This window comes from Parvibaculum sedimenti, from assembly GCF_009184905.1.
GTDB classification, from domain to species: domain Bacteria; phylum Pseudomonadota; class Alphaproteobacteria; order Parvibaculales; family Parvibaculaceae; genus Parvibaculum; species Parvibaculum sedimenti.
Window position 1 is genome coordinate 182,107 of record NZ_WESC01000001.1, and the last position, 19,011, is coordinate 201,117.

Consider the following 19,011-nt stretch of genomic DNA (forward strand, 5'->3'; position numbering starts at 1 on the left):
GCCGGCTCCGGAAATGAGCGTCATTCTCGTGCTTTCAATGCATGATGACGCCACGCAACGAGGGGCCGCCCACGGCCTCTTGTGCATGAGTGCATCTGTACGGCGGATTTGTCAGCGCGGCAGGTCACTCATGAAGCGCTGGTGACCTTACGGCCATCCTTGATGAAGAGGTGTGGTGCATCGGGCGTCCAGGAGGCGCTGACGGGGGTCATAGACGGAAATTTTGTAGCCTCGATCGTCGGCAGGGTGGCGATGAGGCTGCCGCCCTCCGCGAGTCCGATTCTGATCTGGGTCGTCGCGCCGAAGAAAGTTTCTGAGATGACATGACCGGCGAGAGCGGAGCCTGAATTGGAATCGGCGGCGTTGAGTTGCACGCTTTCCGGGCGAACCAGAACGCGCACAGCAGCACCCTCTGACAAACCTTCCGCCTGACGGGCGGGGACAACGGTGCCACCGATCTTCACAGCGTTGTTTCCAACGACCACTCCGTCAAATTCGGTAGAGCTGCCGATGAAGCGGGCAACGAAGATATCTGCCGGTGCTCCATAAATCTCCGCAGGGCTTCCGATCTGGACCACAGATCCGTCATGCATTACGGCGACGCGATCGGAGATGGAAAGCGCCTCTTCCTGATCGTGGGTTACGAATATTGTCGCGACGCCGGCCTCGCGCTGAATGTTCCTGATCTCGTCGCGAAGCTGCACGCGAACCTGGGCGTCGAGTGCCGAGAGAGGTTCGTCGAGCAGCAGTAGCGCGGGCCGGATGGCGAGCGCGCGCGCCAGTGCCACGCGTTGCTGTTGCCCGCCGGACATTTGGGCCGGAAATTTCTGCATGTGATCGGCAAGGCCGACCAGCGCAAGCATGTCCTTTGCGCGGGAAAGCTGTTCCTTCGCGGCGAGTTTGCGAATGCGCAGGCCGAACCGCACATTGTCGAGCGCGGTCATGTTCGGAAAGAGGCTGTAGGCCTGAAACACCATGCCCATGCCGCGCTGGGCGGCGGCAACCGGCGTGATCTCCCGTGATTCCAGTGACAGGCGGCCCGCGTCTGCGGTTTCGAAGCCGGCGATGATTCTGAGCAGCGTTGTCTTTCCGCAGCCCGACGGCCCGAGCAGCGACAGAAATTCACCGCGTCCGATGGACAGGGAAACATTATTCAGAATGTTGCGGTTGCCATAGCGCTTGGAGAGGTCTTCGATCTCGAGATAGCTCATCAACGTGTTCCGCCAATTTCTGCGCGTTCCCGCCCGCTGAGCAGCACTCCCATCATGGCCGCCCATGTGATGAGGAAGCTCAACAATGTCAGCGCCGCCGCTTCCGTCGGGTAGCTCTGGCCAATGAAGGCGATGAAGACGGCAAAAGTTTTGAAGAGAAGAATGTTGGCGAATGTGAATTCGCCCATCGCGATGGCGATGGTAAGAAGCGCGGCGCCGACGAGCGCGGTTGTGAGATTGGGAAGGATGACCCGGAAGATCAGTGTGCCCCAACCCGCACCGAGGCTTTGCGCGGCCTCGCTCAATGTCTTGATATCCAGCGCGCCCAGGCCGACATCGAGCGTACGGTAGGTATAGGGCAACGCCATGACCACATAGGGAATGACCAGGTAGTGTGGTGTCGACACGAGCCATTCCGGCCCCTTGTAGAACGCCGACATGCCCGCCACCAGAACGATAGGCGGAATGACAAAGGGCAGCGCGGAGATAACGTCGAAGAAGGCTTTCAGGCGCGGTAGCTTCAGGTGCATCCAGAAGATGGCGGGCACGAGAATGGCCAGGCTCAGAAGTACGGTCTCGACGGCCAGCTCGAATGAGAGAAGAAGGCTCGACCAGAGTTCATCCTGGTGGAGAAGCGCAGCATAGCCATCGAAGCCGTAGCGATTGCCCCCCTGCCACAGGCTGAAGACGCCCGTCGCGACAAGCGGAATGGCGAAATAGAGGCCTACCAGCCCAAGAAAGATTTTACGTCCGACCCTCATCGGCCTGTCCACCGCTTGAGCCGCCGCGATGCGAGCAGGTGGAAAAGCATGACGAGGCCCATGACGACGATCATGCCGATGGCCAGCGCGGCGCCGGTCTGTGGCGCGAGCATCACATTGCCGGAAAGGACGTTGCTGATCTCGATGGGAACAAGCGACAGCGCGCCTGATGTGAGCGCATAGGGTGTCGCATAGGCCGAAAATGCATTGCCGAAAAGAAGAACGAAGGCAGACGCGAGTGACGGCATCAGAATCGGCAGGCCGACCATGCGCCAATATTGGAGCGGCGTTGCGCCGAGCCCCTCCGCCGCCTCGCGCCACTCCTTGCGCAAACCTTCGATGGCGGGCGTGATGACGATGAGCATCAGCGGAATCTGGAAATAGGCATAGACCAGTATGAGGCCGGGCAGTCCGTAGAGACTGAAGCCGAGACGATAGATGTCGAGCCCGGCCTGCTTGAACCACAGCGTGATCATGCCGAGACTTCCGAGTGTAGCGACGAAAGCGAAGGCGAGCGGCACACCGGCAAAGTTGGCCGCGACAGCGCTGAACGCTCTGACGAAGGAGCGCGCCGAGTTCTCTCCGCTGCAGACGAGATAGGCGGTAATGCCGCCCACAATCGTACCGAGCAGCGCCGACGCGCCGGAAAGCAGGATGGAATTTTCAAAAGCCGCGCCGCTATCGGCCAGTCCTTCCAGATAGCTGAGTGTGAAGTGGCCAGTCTCGTCGCTGAAGGCGGAGAGAAGAAGTTGCAACGCCGGCAAGATGAGGAAAGACAGGACGAAAAGGATCAGCGGCCCGATGAAAATGGCGGGCAGGACGAGGCTCCGCCAACCTTGCCCGGACGATCTCCTCATGTCCGAACCTGCCGGGCCCATTCCGCAGCGAGAATCTTCTGCGCCCCCGTCGTCTGCTTGATGGTCGGAAAGCGCACCGATTTGTAGGCTTCGGCGGAAGGCATCTGGGCGAGGAGCGCTTCGGGGATCACGCTGCGGCTCATCAGGTCGGCAAAGCGCACGGGATGTGCGAAGCCTTCGAGGAAGAGAAGCTGGCCTTCATCCGAATAGATAAACTCCATCCATAGACGCGCCGCCGAGGGATGCGGTGCAAATGCGCTGAGCGCCTGGCAATAGTAGTTGCCGAAGGGGGCCGCATCGTTGGGGATGATCGTCGTCACATCGGTGAGGCCGCTCGACTTCTTCGTCTGGGCGAGGTTGAGGTAGTCCCAGTTGATGACGATCGGCGTTTGCCCGGAGGTGAGGCTTGCCGGGGTCGCCGCCACCGGTGTGAAATTTCCGCTCGCCGCAAGCTCCGCAAAAAAGGAGACGCCGGGCGCGATGTCGTCCAGTGAACCGCCATTGGCCAGCGCCGCGGCAAAAACACCCGCAAAGGCCGCGCCCGCGCCCAGCGGACTGCCGTTGAGCGCGATCATGCCCCTGAATTCCGGCTTCTTGAGATCCGACCAGCTTTTCGGCGCGACCTTCACAGCCGAGAGGTTCACGCCGAAGGAAACGATGCCGAAATAGTCGGCGTACCAGAGACCTGTCGCGTCCTTCATGTCGGAGGGGATGGTTTCCCATGTTGCGACTTTATATGGCGCGAGAAGGCCGTCACGGGCGCCGGCAAGAGCGAAGGGCTGGCCGAGGTCGAGAACGTCCGGTGCGCGCTCCTGGCGCTTCAGAGAACGGACAGCCTGAAGTTCTTGCGCCGACGTTGCCTCCGGCGACGCGCTCCTGACGTCGAGTCCGTATTTCTTTTCGAAGCGTTGGATAATGTTGGCGTAGTTGGCCCAATCGGGCGCCAGGGCAATCGTGTTGAGAAACTTCTCTTTGCGCGCAGCTTCGACGAGCGCTTCTGCGGAAGCGGGTTCTGCGGCGAAGGCGTGTCCGGCAAAGATGGGAAGCGCCGCCGACCCAAGAGCCGCGCTCGCTGCGCCAGCGCCAAGACGCAAAAAATCTCTCCGATGAAGGTCGGGACGTTGGCGGATTGCACGATCGCGCATGGTCGGTCTCGCAGGAAATGAAATTGCGAGCACCTGATAACACCCGCGTGACGACAAATCCGTGACGGTTGCAGTCTGATTCGCGCGCAAACGAAATTCCCATGCATCTGGATTTCTTGCGATGAGAGATGACCGCTAACCCCGGCGCATAGGCGGGATGGAAAGTAGTTTGAGGTTGTGCCTTTTCTGTTTGGTTGATCAAAAATCGTTTGCAGTCACGGATCAGTCACGCCCGAGAAGCAGATTTGTCATTGAGCATTGGTAACCAAACTCCCCATTGATGCGCTGAGTAAGTTGGCGCGAGTAACATTGGGGGTTCCATGTTGAGAAACCGTCTATTGCTGGGCGTGGCGTTCGCCGCGCTCTGCACCACCTCGTTTGCCTTCGCGCAGGACACGACTGAGGTGACGAAGAAAAAGAGCGAGAAAGAGCTGGCCGCTGAGGCCGCGGTGGCGCAGCCCGAAGAAATCGTCGTCTACGGCAAGGGCGAAGCGCGTCAGGTCCAGACTGTCAGTCAGGACGACATCGCGCTTGCGGCGCCGGGCACCAGCCCGCTTAAGGTCGTCGCGAAGCTTCCGAGCGTCAACTTCCAGTCCGCCGATCCGTTCGGTTCGTACGAGTGGTCGACGCGAATCACGGTTCGTGGCTTCAACCAGAACCAGCTCGGCTTCACTCTCGACGACGTGCCGCTCGGCGACATGTCCTATGCGAACAACAACGGCCTTCACATCAGCCGCGCCATTTCGTCGGAGAATATCGGTTCGATCGAACTCGCGCAGGGCGCCGGCGCGCTCGGCACCGCGTCGACGTCCAACCTTGGCGGTACGCTGCAGTTCAAATCGAGCGACCCGAAAGACGAATTGGGTGTTCTCGTTTCGGGCACCTATGGCAGCAACAACACGAACCACGAATTCATGCGCGTCGATACCGGTCTGCTGCCCGGTGGCGGCAAGGCCTTTATCAGCTACGGTCGTCAATATGCCGACAAGTGGAAGGGCGACGGCGTCCAGCGTCAGGACCAGGTCAACTCGAAATTCATCCAGCCCTTCGGCGAGGATTTCAAGCTGACCGGCTTCCTGAATTATTCCAACCGCCGCGAAAATGACTACCAGGACCAGTCTTTCGAAGCGCTTGGCCGTCTCGGGTGGAATAACGACAATATCAGCGACAATTGGGGCACTGCGGTCCAGCTCGCGGAGGTCTACCAGAACCTCGTCGCCCTTTCCAACAGCGATCCGCTTCCCTGGCCGAGTGCGGGGACCAGCTTTCCTGCGCCCTACACGAGCCCGTGGGACGCATACTACAATGCGTCCGGCCTTCGTAAGGATACGCTTGGCGGTCTGACGGCCGATTGGGACATCACCAGCAACGTGCATCTCAAGGTCACCGGTTACGGACATCACAACGAGGGGCAGGGCCTCTGGTGGACGCCCGCCGTTCCGACGCCGGGCGGCGCGCCGATCTCGGTCCGCACGACCGAATACAACATCAACCGCGGCGGAGTTGTTTCTTCGCTGAGCTGGAAGCTCGACACGCATGAGATCGAGGGCGGCCTCTGGTACGAGCACAACGACTTCAACAACGCGCGCCGGTTCTATGGCCTGAATGTCGATGGTACGAACCGCGACAGCCTGAGCTTCCAGTCCGACCCGTTCTATACGCAGTGGGAATCGGACTATACGACGAAGACCCGCGTCTTCCACCTGCAGGACACGTGGCAGATCATCGACCCGTTGAAGGTCAATTTCGGCTTCAAGTCGATGAAGGTCGATATTGCAGGCAAGCCGGTCGTCTACTATCCGGCCAGCGTTTCCAGAGGCGAACTCACCACCGACAAGAAGTTCCTGCCGCAGGCCGGTGTGAACTATACCTTGAACGACTGGAGTGAAGTGTTCGCGGACTACACGAAGAATGCGCGCGCCTTTAACTCCGGCAATTTCGGCGTAAGCCAGACGGCGTTCGACGCGACCAAGGACACGCTGCAGCCGGAAACTTCAGATACCTATGAGCTTGGCTATCGCTTCCACGTACCCAAGTTCGAAGGCGTGCTCGCGCTCTATCATGTGAAGTTCAAGAATCGCCTTCTGTCCGTTCAGGTCGGAAGCCCGATCCTCGGATATGCCTCTGGTATCCAGAATGTCGGCGGCGTAACGTCGAACGGCTTTGAAGCTGCCGGTACCTGGCACTTCATCGAGAACTGGTCGCTGTTCGGTTCTTATGCCTATAACGACTCGACCTATGATGGCGATGTCGTCGACGCGCTCAACAACATTACCCACACGGCGGGCAAGACCACGGTCGACACGCCGAAGCACCTCCTCAAGGCTCAGCTGGGCTATGACGACGATACCGTCTTCGGCAGCCTCGGCATGTCCTACATGAGCGAGCGCTACTACACCTACACGAACGACATCACCGTTCCGAGCCAGACGGTGTTCGACGCGACGCTCGGTTACCGCTTCCACGGTAGCGATCTCGCCGAAGGCGCTTCGATCCAGCTCAATGCGACCAATATCTTCGACAAGAAGTATATCTCGACGATCGGTTCGGGCGGCTTTGCCAACTCGGATCCGAGCGGCACGATGCAGACGCTTCTGCCGGGCGCGCCGCGTCAGGTCTTCGTCACGCTGACGAAGCAGTTCTGATCCGGCCATGCCGCGGCGTTCAACGCGCCGCGGCATTCGCCCGCCAACAAAAAAGGCGTCGCCAACGGCGACGCCTTTTCTTTTTCTGCCGCGGGAGACTTAGATCTTCTCGATCTTGCTCGGCGCGAAACCGGCGACCGGGGTCACGCGGAAATTGGCGAGCGGCGTGGCCTTGTAAGGCTTCGTCATGATTTCGACGGAGACATATTCCGCTTTCGCTTCCTCGCGCGTCAGCGTCAGCAGGATGTAGCCCTTGTCGCGCTGGCTGCAGAACAGCACTTCCTTGTTCTGCTCCATGAAGGCTCGTCCGAATTCGAGTCCGGGGAGATAGTCTTCTTCCGCCGGGCTCGTGATCGAGCTGGTGCCGAACTCGGCGGCGACATATGTGCCGCTCGCATCGTGAAGTTCGTTCGTCCAGAAGGCATGACTGTCGCCGGAAAGGACGATGGCGTTTCCGCCGGCGGCCTTGATCGCGTCGTAGACGCGTTCGCGTGCCGCCGGATAGCCGTCCCAACCATCAAGGTCATAGGGCACGTCATAGGTGTAGAGATCGACATATTCCTGCGCCTTGGGACGGAAGGCCGCGGGCAGCGCGTCGAGAACCTTGGCGACTGCCTCGGCGCCCATGGTCTTGACCAGATTGGGCGCAACGGTGCGCGCCATCACCACCTGATTGCCGAGGACCTGCCATGTCCGTCCAGCGGCGGTGGAAGCCGCAAGCGTCTGGGCGAGCCATTGTTCCTGGCGTACGCCCATCATTTGCCGCTCCGGATTGGCGAGGACGGTCTGGAGTGCCTCGGGATCGGGACCGACGACATAGGGCGCGGGCGCCTTGCCGCCGCCACCGACGGCCTTCAGCACCTTGGCGATGATATCTTTTTCGGTGACGCGTTTGCGTGTCGAGGGTGTATCGCCTTCATAGACGGCGAGAGGAATGTCGCCGGCGCGGCCATATTCGAGCTGATAGGAGCGGGCGACGAGCCGGGTCTCGACCATGATGAGATCGGCAAGATCGCCGAAGCGGAAAGAGCGATTGATCGCTTCGAAGGCGTGGCCGGGTTCCGGTTCACGGATCGGCATCCATTCATAGTAAGCCTTCAGCGCCGCGCCCTCACGGGCCAGCCACGGGCCTTCCGCCTTCGGCTGGTGGTTCTGCGCGCCGCCGACCCAGCTGTCATTCGCGATCTCATGATCGTCCCAGACGCAGATCCATGGGCACCGTGCATGGGCAGCCTGGAGGTCCTTGTCGCGCTTGTAGAGCGCATGGCGCATCCGGTAATCGGCGAGCGTCACCATTTCATGCGGCGGCTCGGGAATGCGCCCCAGCTTGCGCCCGTTCTGCATGCCGTAGTCATCCTCGCCCGCGCCATATTCGTAAATGTAGTCGCCGAGCGCGACCACCGCATCAACGCGGTCGCGTTGAGCGATATGGTCATAGGCGTTGAAATAGCCATTGGGATAGAGCGAGCAGGTGACGAAGGCCAGGACGACATCCTTCACGCTGCCCTGCGGCAGGGTCCGCGCTCGTCCGGCCGGCGAGACGGTCTTTCCGCACTGAAAGCGATAATAATAGTCATGGCCCGGTGCGAGGCCGGCGACATCGACCTTCACCGTAAAGTCACGTCCGGCATTCGTGTGAAAGACGCCTTGCGTTACGAGTTCCTTGAAATGAGCGTCCTTGGCGACGACCCATTTCACCGGAATGCCGTCGGCTTGTGACGCAGGCGTAATGCGGGTCCAGAGTATGACGCGGTCCTGCAATGGATCGCCGCTGGCCACGCCGTGATCGAAACTCGCCTGTCCGTGAAAGACAGCTTCCTTGGCGAAGGCGACGGAAGGCGCGGTGGTTCCCAATGCCAATAGCGCCAGCGCGCGACGACGATCGATCTGCATGAATGAACTCCGGTGAGAAAACATCTTTAAAGACGAGACAGGCGCATCAGGCGCCGGTTCCGCTTCGAATAGTCCTCTGCGATGAAGTTCGCGTGACATCGACCGTGCGAGCATCACGCGAGCAAGAGATTCAAACCAATGAAAAATATTTCTGCACAGCCGCATTCGTTGTCACGCAAGCGACGCATGGTTCGGATAGGGAAGGCGCGCGGCTGTGAAAGACGACCGCGCTGGAAATGACCAAGAAACAGTATTGGTGGAATGTCGTATTTCGAAGAGCGGAAAGGGTCCGGGCGTCTTGTCGGTTTCTCCGCCGTCGCATTGCTACATGTCGCGTTGATCTGGGCGCTGGCGAACGGATTGGGCGCGAAGGTCGTCGAAGCGGTGCAGGGCCCGATTATGGCCAAGATCATCGACACGCCGCCTGCGAAGCAGGACGAGCCGCCGCCGCCCCCGCCTCCGGCGCTGGACAAGCCGCCGCCGCCCTTCGTGCCGGCGCCTGAAATCCATATCAACTTGCCGCCGCCTGCGACGCCATCCAAGGCGATCACGGCGGTGCAGTCGAAAGTGGCCGCGCCGACGCAACCTGCCATGCCGGATACAGCTCCGCGCAGCGATCCGCAGCATCCCAATCGCCAGCCGCCCTATCCAGCTTCGTCGCGGCGCATGGGAGAGCAGGGAAGAGTGGTTCTTCTTCTCTATGTGAAAGCGGATGGCAGTGTGCAGGAAGCCAGAGTCGACCAGTCGAGCGGCTTTGCGAAGCTCGACAAGGCAGCTGTCGACGAGGCGCTCAAGTCATGGCGTTTCCTGCCGGCAATGCATGGTGGCGTTGCCGTTCCGAGCTGGCATCGCGTCGCAGTGGCTTTCCGCCTGACGACCTGATCCGATTTTTTCCGAGGGGCGTTCCCTCGGCCGTCTGTAGTTGCGGCGGGCAACGCGCCGCATGTGCTGAGCATCCAATTTGGGGAACGACCCATGAATATCCGAGTTCTTTCGCGCCCGATCGACGCGCATCCTGTCTTGTCGTCGAGGAAAATCGGAATGAAGGCTTTCGTACTTGCCTCCGCTTGCGTCCTCGCGATGTCGGGCTCCTTCGCTCCGGCGCCGGCACGCGCAGCCGAAGATGCGGCTCCGGCCGCGCTCTCGGCGCCTGCTGCCGATGCGGCGACATCTGCATCCGTGGCCGCGCCCGATACAGCGCCCGCCGCGGAAGGCGGTGCGTCGGCGCCGGCAGCCGAAGGTCCGTTGACGCAGAGCGCAACGGCGCCCGAGGCGAACCCTTACGGTCTTTCGGCGCTGTGGGGGCAGGGTGATCTCGTGGCGAGAACGACCCTGGCTATCCTCGCTCTGATGTCGTTCGGAAGCTGGTACATCCTCATCACCAAACTCTTCGAACAGCGCGCCTTCTTCTCCTCCGGCAATGCGGCGCGCAAGCGGTTCGCGCAGGTCGCCGGTCTCAAGGAAGGAACGGAGGGTCTGGCAAAGTCGTCGGCCTTCCGCGCTGTCGCGGAAGAAGGCATCGCCGCTGTCGAGCGGCATTCCCGCGGGTTGGCCAGCGAGGTGAGTCTCGTCGATTGGACGGGACAGGCCCTCAACCGCGCGATCGACAGCATCGCTTCGAAGCTCCAGGGCGGGCTTGCCTTCCTCGCAACTGTCGGCTCGACGGCCCCTTTCATCGGCCTCTTCGGAACCGTCTGGGGCATCTATCACGCGCTGATCGCGATCGGTGTGGCTGGTCAGGCCTCGATCGACAAGGTCGCAGGTCCCGTGGGTGAAGCGCTCATCATGACGGCAATCGGTCTCGCCGTCGCCGTTCCGGCTGTGCTTGGTTACAACATCCTCATCCGCCGTAACAAGGCGGCGCTGGAGCAGGCGCGGCGTTTCGCGATCGAGGTCGAGGCGCGCATTCTGACGAGGGCCTGAGGGCGACGAGGCGCGGGAGCCCATCCCGCGCCTTTTGCGTTGCGGATGTCGAGTGAGGAGTTGTCCAGATGGCGATGAATATAGGCTCGTCCGACGCCGAGGATGAGGTGATGTCGGCGATCAACACGACGCCGCTTGTCGACGTGATGCTGGTCCTGCTGATCATCTTCCTGATCACCATTCCCGTCGCAATCCAGACGGCGCCGGTTTCGCTGCCCAAGGCGAATAGCCAGGCCAATGTGACCAAGCCGGAAAATATCACGATCGCGGTCGATGCGGACGGCAACTATTACTGGAATGCGAGCCGTCTGCCGGACAAGGCGGTCCTTCTGGAGAAGCTCAAGGCCGTGGCCGTGAAAGAGCCGCAGCCCGAGATTCAGGTGCGTGGCGACAAGGAAGCGCGCTTTGAATTCCTTGGTACATTGATCGTCGACTGTCAGCGCGCGGGCATCCTGAAAGTGGGCTTTATCACCGAGCCGGATCGCGGCCAGCAGGGGACGATGTAATCATGGCGATGAACATTGGCGGTGGCAGCGACGACGACGTGATGATGGAGATCAACACGACACCGTTGATCGACGTGATGCTCGTTCTGCTCGTGATGCTCATCATCACGATTCCGCTTCAAACGCAGGCCGTGAAGCTCGACATGCCACAAAACCTGAATGCGCCGCCGCCCGTGGTGGAGCCGCAGGTCGTCGATCTTGAGGTCGACTTCGACGGCACAGTGTTCTGGAACGGGATCGCGGTCCCGAATACGGGGCAGCTCGACGAGTATCTCAAGGCCGCCGCCGCTCAGGATCCCCAGCCGGAAATCCATCTGAAGCCCAACCGGTTGGTCAAATACGACTATGTGGCAAAGGTGCTTGCTGCCGCGCAGCGGCTCGGCGTCGACCACATCGGCTTTGTCGGCAACGAACAGTATATGGATTGAGACGGCGCGTGTGAGACAGGAGAGAATCTGATGCGGGAGTTCAGGATGAAGAACCAGCTTGGTACCGCACTGTTTGTGTACACGTTGGTAGCCGCCACGGCGCTGTCGCCTCTCTCGTCGTCGATGGGTATTTTCGGCGCGACCACCGCGCTGGCTGCCGAGCAGGCCATTGGCGCCGCTGTGGGCAAGCCCCTGAAAGAGGCTCAGGATCTTGCAGGCGCGGGCAAGTATCAGGCAGCCTTGAAGAAGGTGCAGGAGGCGGGCGGCATTTCCGGCAAGACCGCCTATGAGAGCTTTGTCGTTGACGATTTCCTGCTCTTCCTCAATGTGAACCTCAAGGATTATGCCGCCGCCGCGGCAGCCGGCGAGGCTGCGCTTGCAACCGGAGAGGTGCCTGCGAATGATCGTCCGCAGCGGCTGAAGACGCTGGCGCAGCTCAACTATTCGGTGAAGAATTACGGAAAGGCTGTCGCCTTCGCGCAGGCCTTTCAGAAGGAAGCGGGTACTGATCCCGAACTCCGCAAGCTCGTCGTTCAGTCACTCTATCTGCAGGGCGATTATGTAAAAGCTCAGGCCGAAGCGAAGTCGCTCGTTGCGACGGCGAAGGCCGCAGGCGGGAAGCCTGACGAAACGGTCCTGCAGCTCTGGCTTTCTTCAGCATTCAAGAAGAGCGACAAGAGCGGGCAGCGTGAGGCGTTGACGGAACTGCTGGCCTTCTATCCCAAGCCCGCCTATTTCGGCGATCTCCTCAATCTCGTCGCTGCCGACCTTGGTCGCTCCAACCGTATGAGCCTGGAAATTTTCCGACTGAAGCTTGCTGCGGGAATGTTGAAGAGCGCCGACGACTATATGGAGATGGCGCAGCTCGCGATTCAGCTTGGCCTACCCGGCGAAGCCGAAAGCATCATGAACAAGGGATTCGCCGGTGGCGTGTTCGGCGGCCAGAACAAGGGCCGCGAGCAACGGCTTCTGGCAATGGCGAAAAGCCAGGCGGCGCAGGACGAGCCGACGCTCGGCGCAAATGCTGGAACGCCCGACGCCAAGGCGGCGCTTGGCGAAGCCTATGCGTCCTATGGCAAGACCGACAAGGCCATCGCGCTATACAAGGATGCGCTCGCTTCGAACTTTGCGGGAGGAGCCCTCGCGCGCCTCCATCTCGGTCAGGCAATCCTCGCCGAGGGCGATCATGCGTCCGCTCGAAAGATTTTTGATGGCATAACGGACGCGAAAATTGCTCCACTTGCTAGCATCTGGGCCCTTGTCGCGAAGGGATGATGGATGTCTCTCGTGCATCGCGTAAAAGCCGTATACGAATTAATGGCCTGAATGCATGGCCGCGTCATCTTTCGGCGCCAGAACCGAGAAGAAGCTCCCTTGCGTCAGCACGCGCAGCCGCGCGGGATCGAAATTCGGTGCCGTGCCGAAATGGAAATATACGACGTAAGGGAAGTGACTGCCCCATGCGCTCGTGTATTCAATGTGGCGCAGTCCCATCAGCGCCAGCCGCTCCGGTGCGGGCGCATCGAAGGTCCGGCGGGCAATGTCGGGACTCATCGGGACGCCAACACGCGCGCGTCAATGTCGGTGGCGTCGAGCAGCCTGCCGGGCAGCAATATGCTGGCAGCGAGCAAGGCGAGAGGCGGGCCGCGCATCAATGGTGCGACGGTGAGTGTCCGCAATCAGCACAAGGATCAGCGGCACCATGAACATACCGATGGTGTTCAGCCCTGCCCGCGCACCACCTTTCAGCCCCATGCCCGCGAACCAGTTGCGCCAGAACCAGCCGAACATGGCTATCATCGCAAACATCAGCGCGAAGAGGTATGCGAAGAAGAGCGCCGTGCCAACGAGCGTGCCGATCGCGAGACAGGTCAGCCAGCCTGCCCGTGGTCGCGACACCAGGAAGAGCAACATCCAGAACAGGATTGCGATTCCGACCAGAGAGTTGACGTAGCCCATGGTGGTGAGGAGATTGAGGAACAATGCAGGTGCCACCAGCACAAGCACGTCGTTCTCGCCGAAAAGTCGTTGGCGGATGAACCAGATCGAGGCACAAATCGAAAGCTGCGCGAGCGCGATGGTCCGGAGCACGACCTGTTCGGGCGTTACCAGTCCGCAGAGTGGCAGGTTGATGAGGTCGATCGCCAGATTGGGAATGACGGCGAGCCGGTATTCGTACATGCTGTAAGAGAAGCTATACGCTTGCCGGTATTCTGTGCCTTACCCGGTTCCTTCCCTCCTCCTTTGCACAGTAAAGCGCGTCATCGGCGCGGCTTAATGGCTGCGTCGTATCGGCGTCACTGGCGTCGAGAATGGTCACGCCAATACAGACAGTGATCTTGATCCTTTCGCCGTCAGCCTCAATTTCCGCCATTTGCATATCCTCGCGCAGGCGTTCGGCGACGGCGAGCGCGGCATCGAAATTCGTGTCCGGCAGGATGATGCCGAACTCTTCGCCGCCGAGCCTGCCGATCGTATCGATATCGCGCAGCTCGCTCCGCAACCTGTCTGCAAAATGTATGAGGACCGCGTCGCCGGCCGCATGGCCAAAGGTATCGTTGATATTCTTGAAGTGATCGAGGTCGAGCATCAGCAAGGCGCATGGCCTTTTCGTGCGATGAAAAAATTTCAACTCTCGCGCCAGGCATTCTGTGAAGTGATGGCGATTGTTGAGGTGCGTCAGGCTGTCCGTCGTTGCAAGTCGGGTCAGCGCCGCCTCGTATTCCTGATTTTTTACGGCACCGATCATGATTTCGGCAATGGACTGAAGAAATGAACTGCTGGGCCGGAGCCATGTAGGCACCCGCTTCTTGCTGCCCCAGGAGATGTAATATTCATCGCCGTGAGCGGTCTTCACATGCGCGCAGGAAGCCCGGCGCAGCCCCAGTTTAAGAACGGCATCGACCCCTTGACGTTGGTCGGCGGGAAGCCGGGAGAGACCCCGGCGTAACATGGAGGCGTCCTCGCACAATTGCGCCAGGCACGTCCAGAGGGCATCGGCCTGTCCGTCCGGCAGGCCGGCGCCCTCATTCCACCATTGTTGTCGATGGACGACGTCTTCCCTCTGCGATTGCCGCATGAGAAAGGCGCGGTCACCGCGGGTTTCGTGGACGATGAGCTGCAGCGCCCAACCGATGTCCACCTCCGTCTCTGACGCGGAAACGGAAAGCATCCGCCTGGCGACGTCGCTGCGAATTCTCTCCATCAGGAGCAGAGAGCCCAGCGCACGGAATGTGCGCAGGAAAGCCAGAAGGAAGACGATCGTCAGTCCGGACACGACGCAGACGGAGAGAAGGGTGCTTTGTTTGAGCGTTGTCTCTGAAGTCGAGATAAAGGTGTCGATCGTCTGCTTCAGGATTGAGGCGCCATGCGCATATTTGCGGCTTTCGTCTTCGTGCTCCACACCGAGCATGATGCGTTGGGCCTGAGCGGCGTCGCCCTTTTCGGCAAGGGCGAAGGATTGAAGGTCCAGCTCAGTTCGCCGCGCATTGGCTTTCGAGATGTCCTCAAGCGGTTCCTTTAGTCCCGGCAGCAGCGTCGCGATCGTATTCAGCTCGCCTGCCAATTTTTCTCGAAAGATATCGTAACGTGTCCTCCATAGAGGATCGCCGGAGTATACGACGGCGCGGGCTGACATGGTCAGCGCTTCATCATAATAGCGGATGTTGCCTTCCGCGCGGATCAGGCGCTCGGAGATCACCCTCGAATGGCGGTAGTCGACAATGGTCTTGTAGGTCAGAAATGCGGAAGCGCAGATGACAAGCAGGATCGGCACGAGCAAGAGCCGCCGGTAGAGAGCGCTACGATCTGTCGATCTGTCGCCTTTCACATAGCGGTCCTGACCGGGATTTGAGTTTGCTTGTATTCGTCTGGACTTTCTCCCGCATACCGAGGCTGAACGAGAAAATGCGTGGCGTAAAGCGCGACCACTCGTCACGGTCATTCCAAGTTCGAAGGGTGCAATCGCTCTTTTGCCAAGCGGGAAAGTTCATTCCGGAGCGCGCTGTGTCGTACCCGGAAGCCCGCCATTCGCAGGTGTTCAAGGAAACTGCGCCGCCGGTGTGGCGTGGCGAGAAGCGCATCTATATGCGCCAGAAAGGTACTTTCAAAACGATCCGCGCTGAAACTCCGCGCATATGTCTCCGTACACTGACGATGATTGTTGACGGGCAGGGGGCCGCTGCTCGTCGTGATGAAGGCATTTCCATTGTCAATACGGGCTTGCATGGCCTCTGTCGTGAAAGTCTCGATAGCCTCAGCCAGCGCGGCGATGTTGCCTGTGGGGACCAGTGTGGCGAGTCCATTGGTGATGTATGGCAGATTGGTGGAATCATAGGCGATGACATGGCAACCATGCGCGAAGGCTTCGAGCACCGGCAGGCAGTAGGCGTCGTGGTAGGAAGGCAATATGAGCGCATCCGCCTGCGCATAGAGCGATGAGAGTTTGTCGTCGTCGCCGATATGGCCGAGAAATTCGACGCGGTTTTTGAGCGCGGGGCTCTCGATGCGCCGTTGCGCTTCGTTTAGCAGGCCTTCGGACGCGCTGGCCGGATGCGCCGCCACCCTGAGGCGAAAGGAAAGTCCGCGATTGCTGGCGATTTCCAGCGCCTTCAGAAGGTCGATAAGTCCCTTGTTGGGGGTAAGTCTCGCGACATGGATGAGCTCGATCGGTCCGTCGCCGGGCTCCGCGCGGATATGGGTGGGGTTAACGGAAAGCGGAAGCGGCTGTATCTGGATTCGTTCCGCCGGAATGCCGAACGAAACCAGATCGTTACGGGCAAAGTGGCTCGCAGCGCAGACGGCATCGGCATGGAAAAGCAGCCGCTTCTGCTTCAGCGACTGCAGGGCACCTTTGTGATCGGACGCCCATTGCGGAGGGGTGATGCCATGAAAAAAGACCGATGCGCGGGCTTTTGCAGGGAGATATCGGATCGATTCGAAGGAGCGGAAATACCAGCCGAATTCGTAATGATGGATATCCGCCGTCCTGAAGAATGGGTCGGCAATCAGTTCGGGAATTTTGTTGACGCGGCATATGCGCGGGTCGTCGAAGTCGCTGCCGCCGCAATAGATCCTGAGTTCAACCGGTCTGGTGCGAGCAAGTTTGTCTAAAGCGGCAATTTTACGTGTCAGAACACGCCCCATCCCGTCGCCTGCAGCGAAATAGGTTGTGTACAGCGCAATCTTGAAGGGCTTCGCCTTGTCCGTGCCAGATTCAATTGGCATCTGCGATTGTCCACCTTATTAAAAATGCCTAATGTAATTTTTCACGGCTGATAAGAGGGGGCGTCAATGCCGCGTAGTGTGATGATTTTCAGTCATCCCAATCATGAAGTAGCGATACTTGGTTCGGTGCGGCGTCTCCAGCCCTATCTCATCTTTCTCACCGATGGCGGCGCGCAGGAGCGCGTCGAGCAGAGTAAGGAAAGCCTCAAGTCAGTGGTGAGCATGGCGGATGTTGCCTGGCTCGGCGTTGAGGAGGCCTCGCTCTATGAAGCATTGCTCAAGAGCGATGTCGCCAGCTTTCGCGCGCTTTCCGGCGAGGTTGCGTCGATCCTGAGCGGCCTCGACATCGACCGCGTCTTTTGCGACTCCATCGAGTTCTACAATCCGCTGCATGACGTCGCTCTCCCGATCACGCTTGCCGCGCTTGGCAGAAGCGCGGCGCCTGTTTTCGAGGTGCCGCTCATCCATCAGCGCAAGGCGGATGCCGAAGTCTATGAGGTTTTGCGCAGTCCGCAATCGCTCTGGGGCGATTGCATAAATACGAAACTTACGAACGAGGAGCACGACGTGAAGCGCGCTGCCTTCAACATTTACACTTCTCTTGCCGCTCAACTCGGCAAAGATAATGTCGATCTGGCGGTTTCGCGGGCGAGCGAGGAGCAGTTCCTGAAGGCGCGCGGGAAGCTCCCGAGCCCGCCATCGATCAGGTGCTGCGTTACGAATGGCGCGGCAAGAAGCTTCAGGACATGGGGCTCGTCAAGGAAACGATCACCTATGACGACCACTATGTTCCGCTCGTCAAGGCCATCGCCCCTGAACTCGTGGTAGCCTGATCCGTGATCCCCTCATCTTGAAGGCGGGGTTCCGTCCAGAAAAGAAGCGCAGGGCACAACGGACCGTGCCCGAAATATTCTGTGGAAGCGCTCCGCCAAGATCCGATCGAAGCTCGCCTGCTCTGTCGTGAGGCTTGTGGGATAGACGTCATCCAGCACGTCCGAAAGTTCGTCGTCCGATGCGAAGTGAGAGAAGTCGACGACGCAATGGGTCAGATCGATTTTCGAAGAACGCACCCTGGTCGAGAAAGCGCCGAACGTCTCGCGTGGGGAGAGGGGCGCGCTCAGAGGTTCAAACACGTCGAGATCGCCGTAATAGAGGCGGTTGTCGCCATGCACGGTTGGCCGCGGCCATGGGGTCTCGACAGTAATCACCGCCTCGGCGTCATCATCGCCCGGCGTGAAGGCCTGCGCATAGTTCTTCATCGTTGCGACGAGGCTCGTCCGCAATTGGCCCCTGTTGGCGAGATCGATCGCATCCTCCCCATGGGCGGAATATGTCGCCCAGAGCCCCATCAGGAGGAGTGCCGCCGCCGCGATCCGCTGCCGCGTGACCCCGGTATTTTCCCGCGCCGTGAGCGCGATAGCGATGGCGAGCATCAGCCAGCCGGGGCCGAGGAGTCGCTGGTCGAAGGGATCGAAGTGATTGCGCAGGCGCAATATGGCGATGATCGCGATATAGGCCATGCCGACAAGGCCGGTCGTCAGTGCGAGCGGTCGCGGTTGCCAGTCGCGAGACGCAATGAGGGCGACGAAGGCAAAGGGCAACATTGCCCAGAATACGAGCTGCATATTGGCGGAGGCGAAGGTGAAGGCCTGATAGCCCAACGGATCGGTCGACGGTCCGCGATCCATGCCGGTTGAGTGCCCCGTGAGCCAGGTGTTGACGCCGAGATAGAGCGCGAAAAGCACACCTGAAAGCAAGAGGATCAGAACGACATCCCGCCGTGCCCGCGCTCTGAAGGCGATCAGATAGGCGACGAGGAAACTCGCGGCGACGAAGCCAAAGACATAGCGGCTCGATATGCCAATCACGAGCGCGGTGGCGAGCAGCAACCATGCGCGGGTGGGATGTTCTTCGGCGCGGTGCATGGCGTCGATGCCGGCAAGGGTGAGAACCAATGCGAAGATCATCAGGTTCTCGGACCATGTCATTGCCGAAATGGTGAATGAGAAGGGGGTAATGACCAGCGCGGCCGCCAGAAGCGCCGGAATGCGCAGTCGTCTCAGAAAGAGGTAGGTCGATATCCAGAGAAGTGCATTCACGAATTTCGAGGCGATCGCGGTATGAACGAGATCGAGGCCGGGGCTCGTCAGTGCGAGCAGGAACGGATATCCAAACGGAAAGACGGCGAAATATCCGTGGTCGAGCGTCGGATAGAGATGCGCCTGAAACCCCTTGGCGAGCCGCAGATAGGCCCAGGAGTCTGGCGACAAATAGCCGAACCAGGACGAGATCGCCGCATTGGCCACATGGACGATGACGACGAGCGCAAAGACGAAGGCCGTGTTGCTGCCTGTGAACACGGGCCGGCCAAAAGAGGTTCGCTGCGGCATTTGAGAGGTCTAACCGGCTATTCGTG

17 protein-coding genes are annotated in these 19,011 nt (G+C 60.0%); 7 read left to right on the forward strand and 10 right to left on the reverse strand.

What is annotated here, in order from left to right; all coding sequences use genetic code 11:
* Window positions 1–128: 128 nt before the first annotated feature.
* The 4 genes from F2P47_RS00835 to F2P47_RS00850 are packed head-to-tail and all read right to left on the reverse strand — an operon-like array spanning window position 129 to window position 3,974.
* Window positions 129–1,211, reverse strand: coding sequence for an ABC transporter ATP-binding protein (locus F2P47_RS00835; protein ID WP_152214263.1), 1,083 nt, complete (start codon window positions 1,209–1,211; stop codon window positions 129–131).
* On the reverse strand, window positions 1,211–1,972 hold the full coding sequence (locus tag F2P47_RS00840) for an ABC transporter permease (protein WP_152214264.1): 762 nt from the start codon (window positions 1,970–1,972) through the stop codon (window positions 1,211–1,213). The genes F2P47_RS00835 and F2P47_RS00840 overlap by 1 nt, the downstream gene beginning before the upstream one ends.
* The gene (locus F2P47_RS00845; RefSeq protein ID WP_152214265.1) at window positions 1,969–2,829 is read right to left on the reverse strand and encodes an ABC transporter permease; all 861 of its coding nucleotides are present in this window, start codon (window positions 2,827–2,829) and stop codon (window positions 1,969–1,971) included. The genes F2P47_RS00840 and F2P47_RS00845 overlap by 4 nt, the downstream gene beginning before the upstream one ends.
* On the reverse strand, window positions 2,826–3,974 hold the full coding sequence (locus tag F2P47_RS00850) for an extracellular solute-binding protein (protein ID WP_152214266.1): 1,149 nt from the start codon (window positions 3,972–3,974) through the stop codon (window positions 2,826–2,828). The genes F2P47_RS00845 and F2P47_RS00850 overlap by 4 nt, the downstream gene beginning before the upstream one ends.
* 320 nt (window positions 3,975–4,294) lie before the next feature.
* Here F2P47_RS00850 and F2P47_RS00855 point away from each other — a divergent pair, with 320 nt between their 5' ends.
* Window positions 4,295–6,619 carry a TonB-dependent receptor gene (locus tag F2P47_RS00855; protein WP_152214267.1) on the forward strand — a complete coding sequence of 775 codons (2,325 nt, stop codon included), beginning with the start codon at window positions 4,295–4,297 and terminating at the stop codon, window positions 6,617–6,619.
* A gap of 99 nt (window positions 6,620–6,718) precedes the next feature.
* Here the strand turns inward: F2P47_RS00855 and F2P47_RS00860 are convergent, their stop codons facing one another.
* Complete coding sequence (locus F2P47_RS00860) at window positions 6,719–8,512, reverse strand: alkaline phosphatase D family protein (protein ID WP_152214268.1); 1,794 nt, start codon at window positions 8,510–8,512, stop codon at window positions 6,719–6,721.
* Window positions 8,513–8,773: 261 nt separating this feature from the next.
* Here F2P47_RS00860 and F2P47_RS00865 point away from each other — a divergent pair, with 261 nt between their 5' ends.
* From F2P47_RS00865 to F2P47_RS00885, 5 genes are all read left to right on the forward strand, one after another.
* On the forward strand, window positions 8,774–9,394 hold the full coding sequence (locus tag F2P47_RS00865) for an energy transducer TonB (protein ID WP_152214269.1): 621 nt from the start codon (window positions 8,774–8,776) through the stop codon (window positions 9,392–9,394).
* 159 nt (window positions 9,395–9,553) lie between these two features.
* Complete coding sequence (locus F2P47_RS18005) at window positions 9,554–10,435, forward strand: MotA/TolQ/ExbB proton channel family protein (RefSeq protein ID WP_152214270.1); 882 nt, start codon at window positions 9,554–9,556, stop codon at window positions 10,433–10,435.
* Window positions 10,436–10,503: 68 nt separating this feature from the next.
* Window positions 10,504–10,941, forward strand: a complete 438-nt coding sequence (locus tag F2P47_RS00875; protein WP_152214271.1) for an ExbD/TolR family protein — start codon at window positions 10,504–10,506, stop codon at window positions 10,939–10,941.
* Between the two features lie 2 nt (window positions 10,942–10,943).
* Window positions 10,944–11,369 carry an ExbD/TolR family protein gene (locus F2P47_RS00880; protein ID WP_152214272.1) on the forward strand — a complete coding sequence of 142 codons (426 nt, stop codon included), beginning with the start codon at window positions 10,944–10,946 and terminating at the stop codon, window positions 11,367–11,369.
* Between the two features lie 30 nt (window positions 11,370–11,399).
* Entirely contained in the window at window positions 11,400–12,644 is a 1,245-nt protein-coding gene (locus tag F2P47_RS00885) for a hypothetical protein (protein ID WP_152214273.1), read from the forward strand.
* 39 nt (window positions 12,645–12,683) lie between these two features.
* Here the strand turns inward: F2P47_RS00885 and F2P47_RS00890 are convergent, their stop codons facing one another.
* From F2P47_RS00890 to F2P47_RS00905, 4 genes are read right to left on the reverse strand one after another with little or no spacing between them, the layout of a single operon-like run.
* On the reverse strand, window positions 12,684–12,923 hold the full coding sequence (locus F2P47_RS00890; RefSeq protein WP_152214274.1) for a hypothetical protein: 240 nt from the start codon (window positions 12,921–12,923) through the stop codon (window positions 12,684–12,686).
* A 21-nt stretch (window positions 12,924–12,944) separates the two neighbouring features.
* Window positions 12,945–13,550 carry a hypothetical protein gene (locus tag F2P47_RS00895; protein ID WP_152214275.1) on the reverse strand — a complete coding sequence of 202 codons (606 nt, stop codon included), beginning with the start codon at window positions 13,548–13,550 and terminating at the stop codon, window positions 12,945–12,947.
* A gap of 13 nt (window positions 13,551–13,563) precedes the next feature.
* A complete protein-coding gene (locus F2P47_RS00900) occupies window positions 13,564–15,312 on the reverse strand; it encodes a GGDEF domain-containing protein (protein ID WP_152214276.1) in 1,749 nt (582 codons plus the stop codon).
* Window positions 15,309–16,595, reverse strand: coding sequence for a glycosyltransferase family 4 protein (locus F2P47_RS00905; protein ID WP_152214277.1), 1,287 nt, complete (start codon window positions 16,593–16,595; stop codon window positions 15,309–15,311). The genes F2P47_RS00900 and F2P47_RS00905 overlap by 4 nt, the downstream gene beginning before the upstream one ends.
* Window positions 16,596–16,661: 66 nt before the next feature.
* Here F2P47_RS00905 and F2P47_RS00910 point away from each other — a divergent pair, with 66 nt between their 5' ends.
* Window positions 16,662–17,423: a hypothetical protein gene (locus F2P47_RS00910; RefSeq protein WP_152214278.1), complete on the forward strand. Its 762-nt coding sequence runs from the start codon at window positions 16,662–16,664 to the stop codon at window positions 17,421–17,423.
* 17 nt (window positions 17,424–17,440) lie between these two features.
* Here the strand turns inward: F2P47_RS00910 and F2P47_RS00915 are convergent, their stop codons facing one another.
* On the reverse strand, window positions 17,441–18,955 hold the full coding sequence (locus F2P47_RS00915; protein ID WP_152214279.1) for a glycosyltransferase family 39 protein: 1,515 nt from the start codon (window positions 18,953–18,955) through the stop codon (window positions 17,441–17,443).
* Window positions 18,956–19,011: the final 56 nt, after the last annotated feature.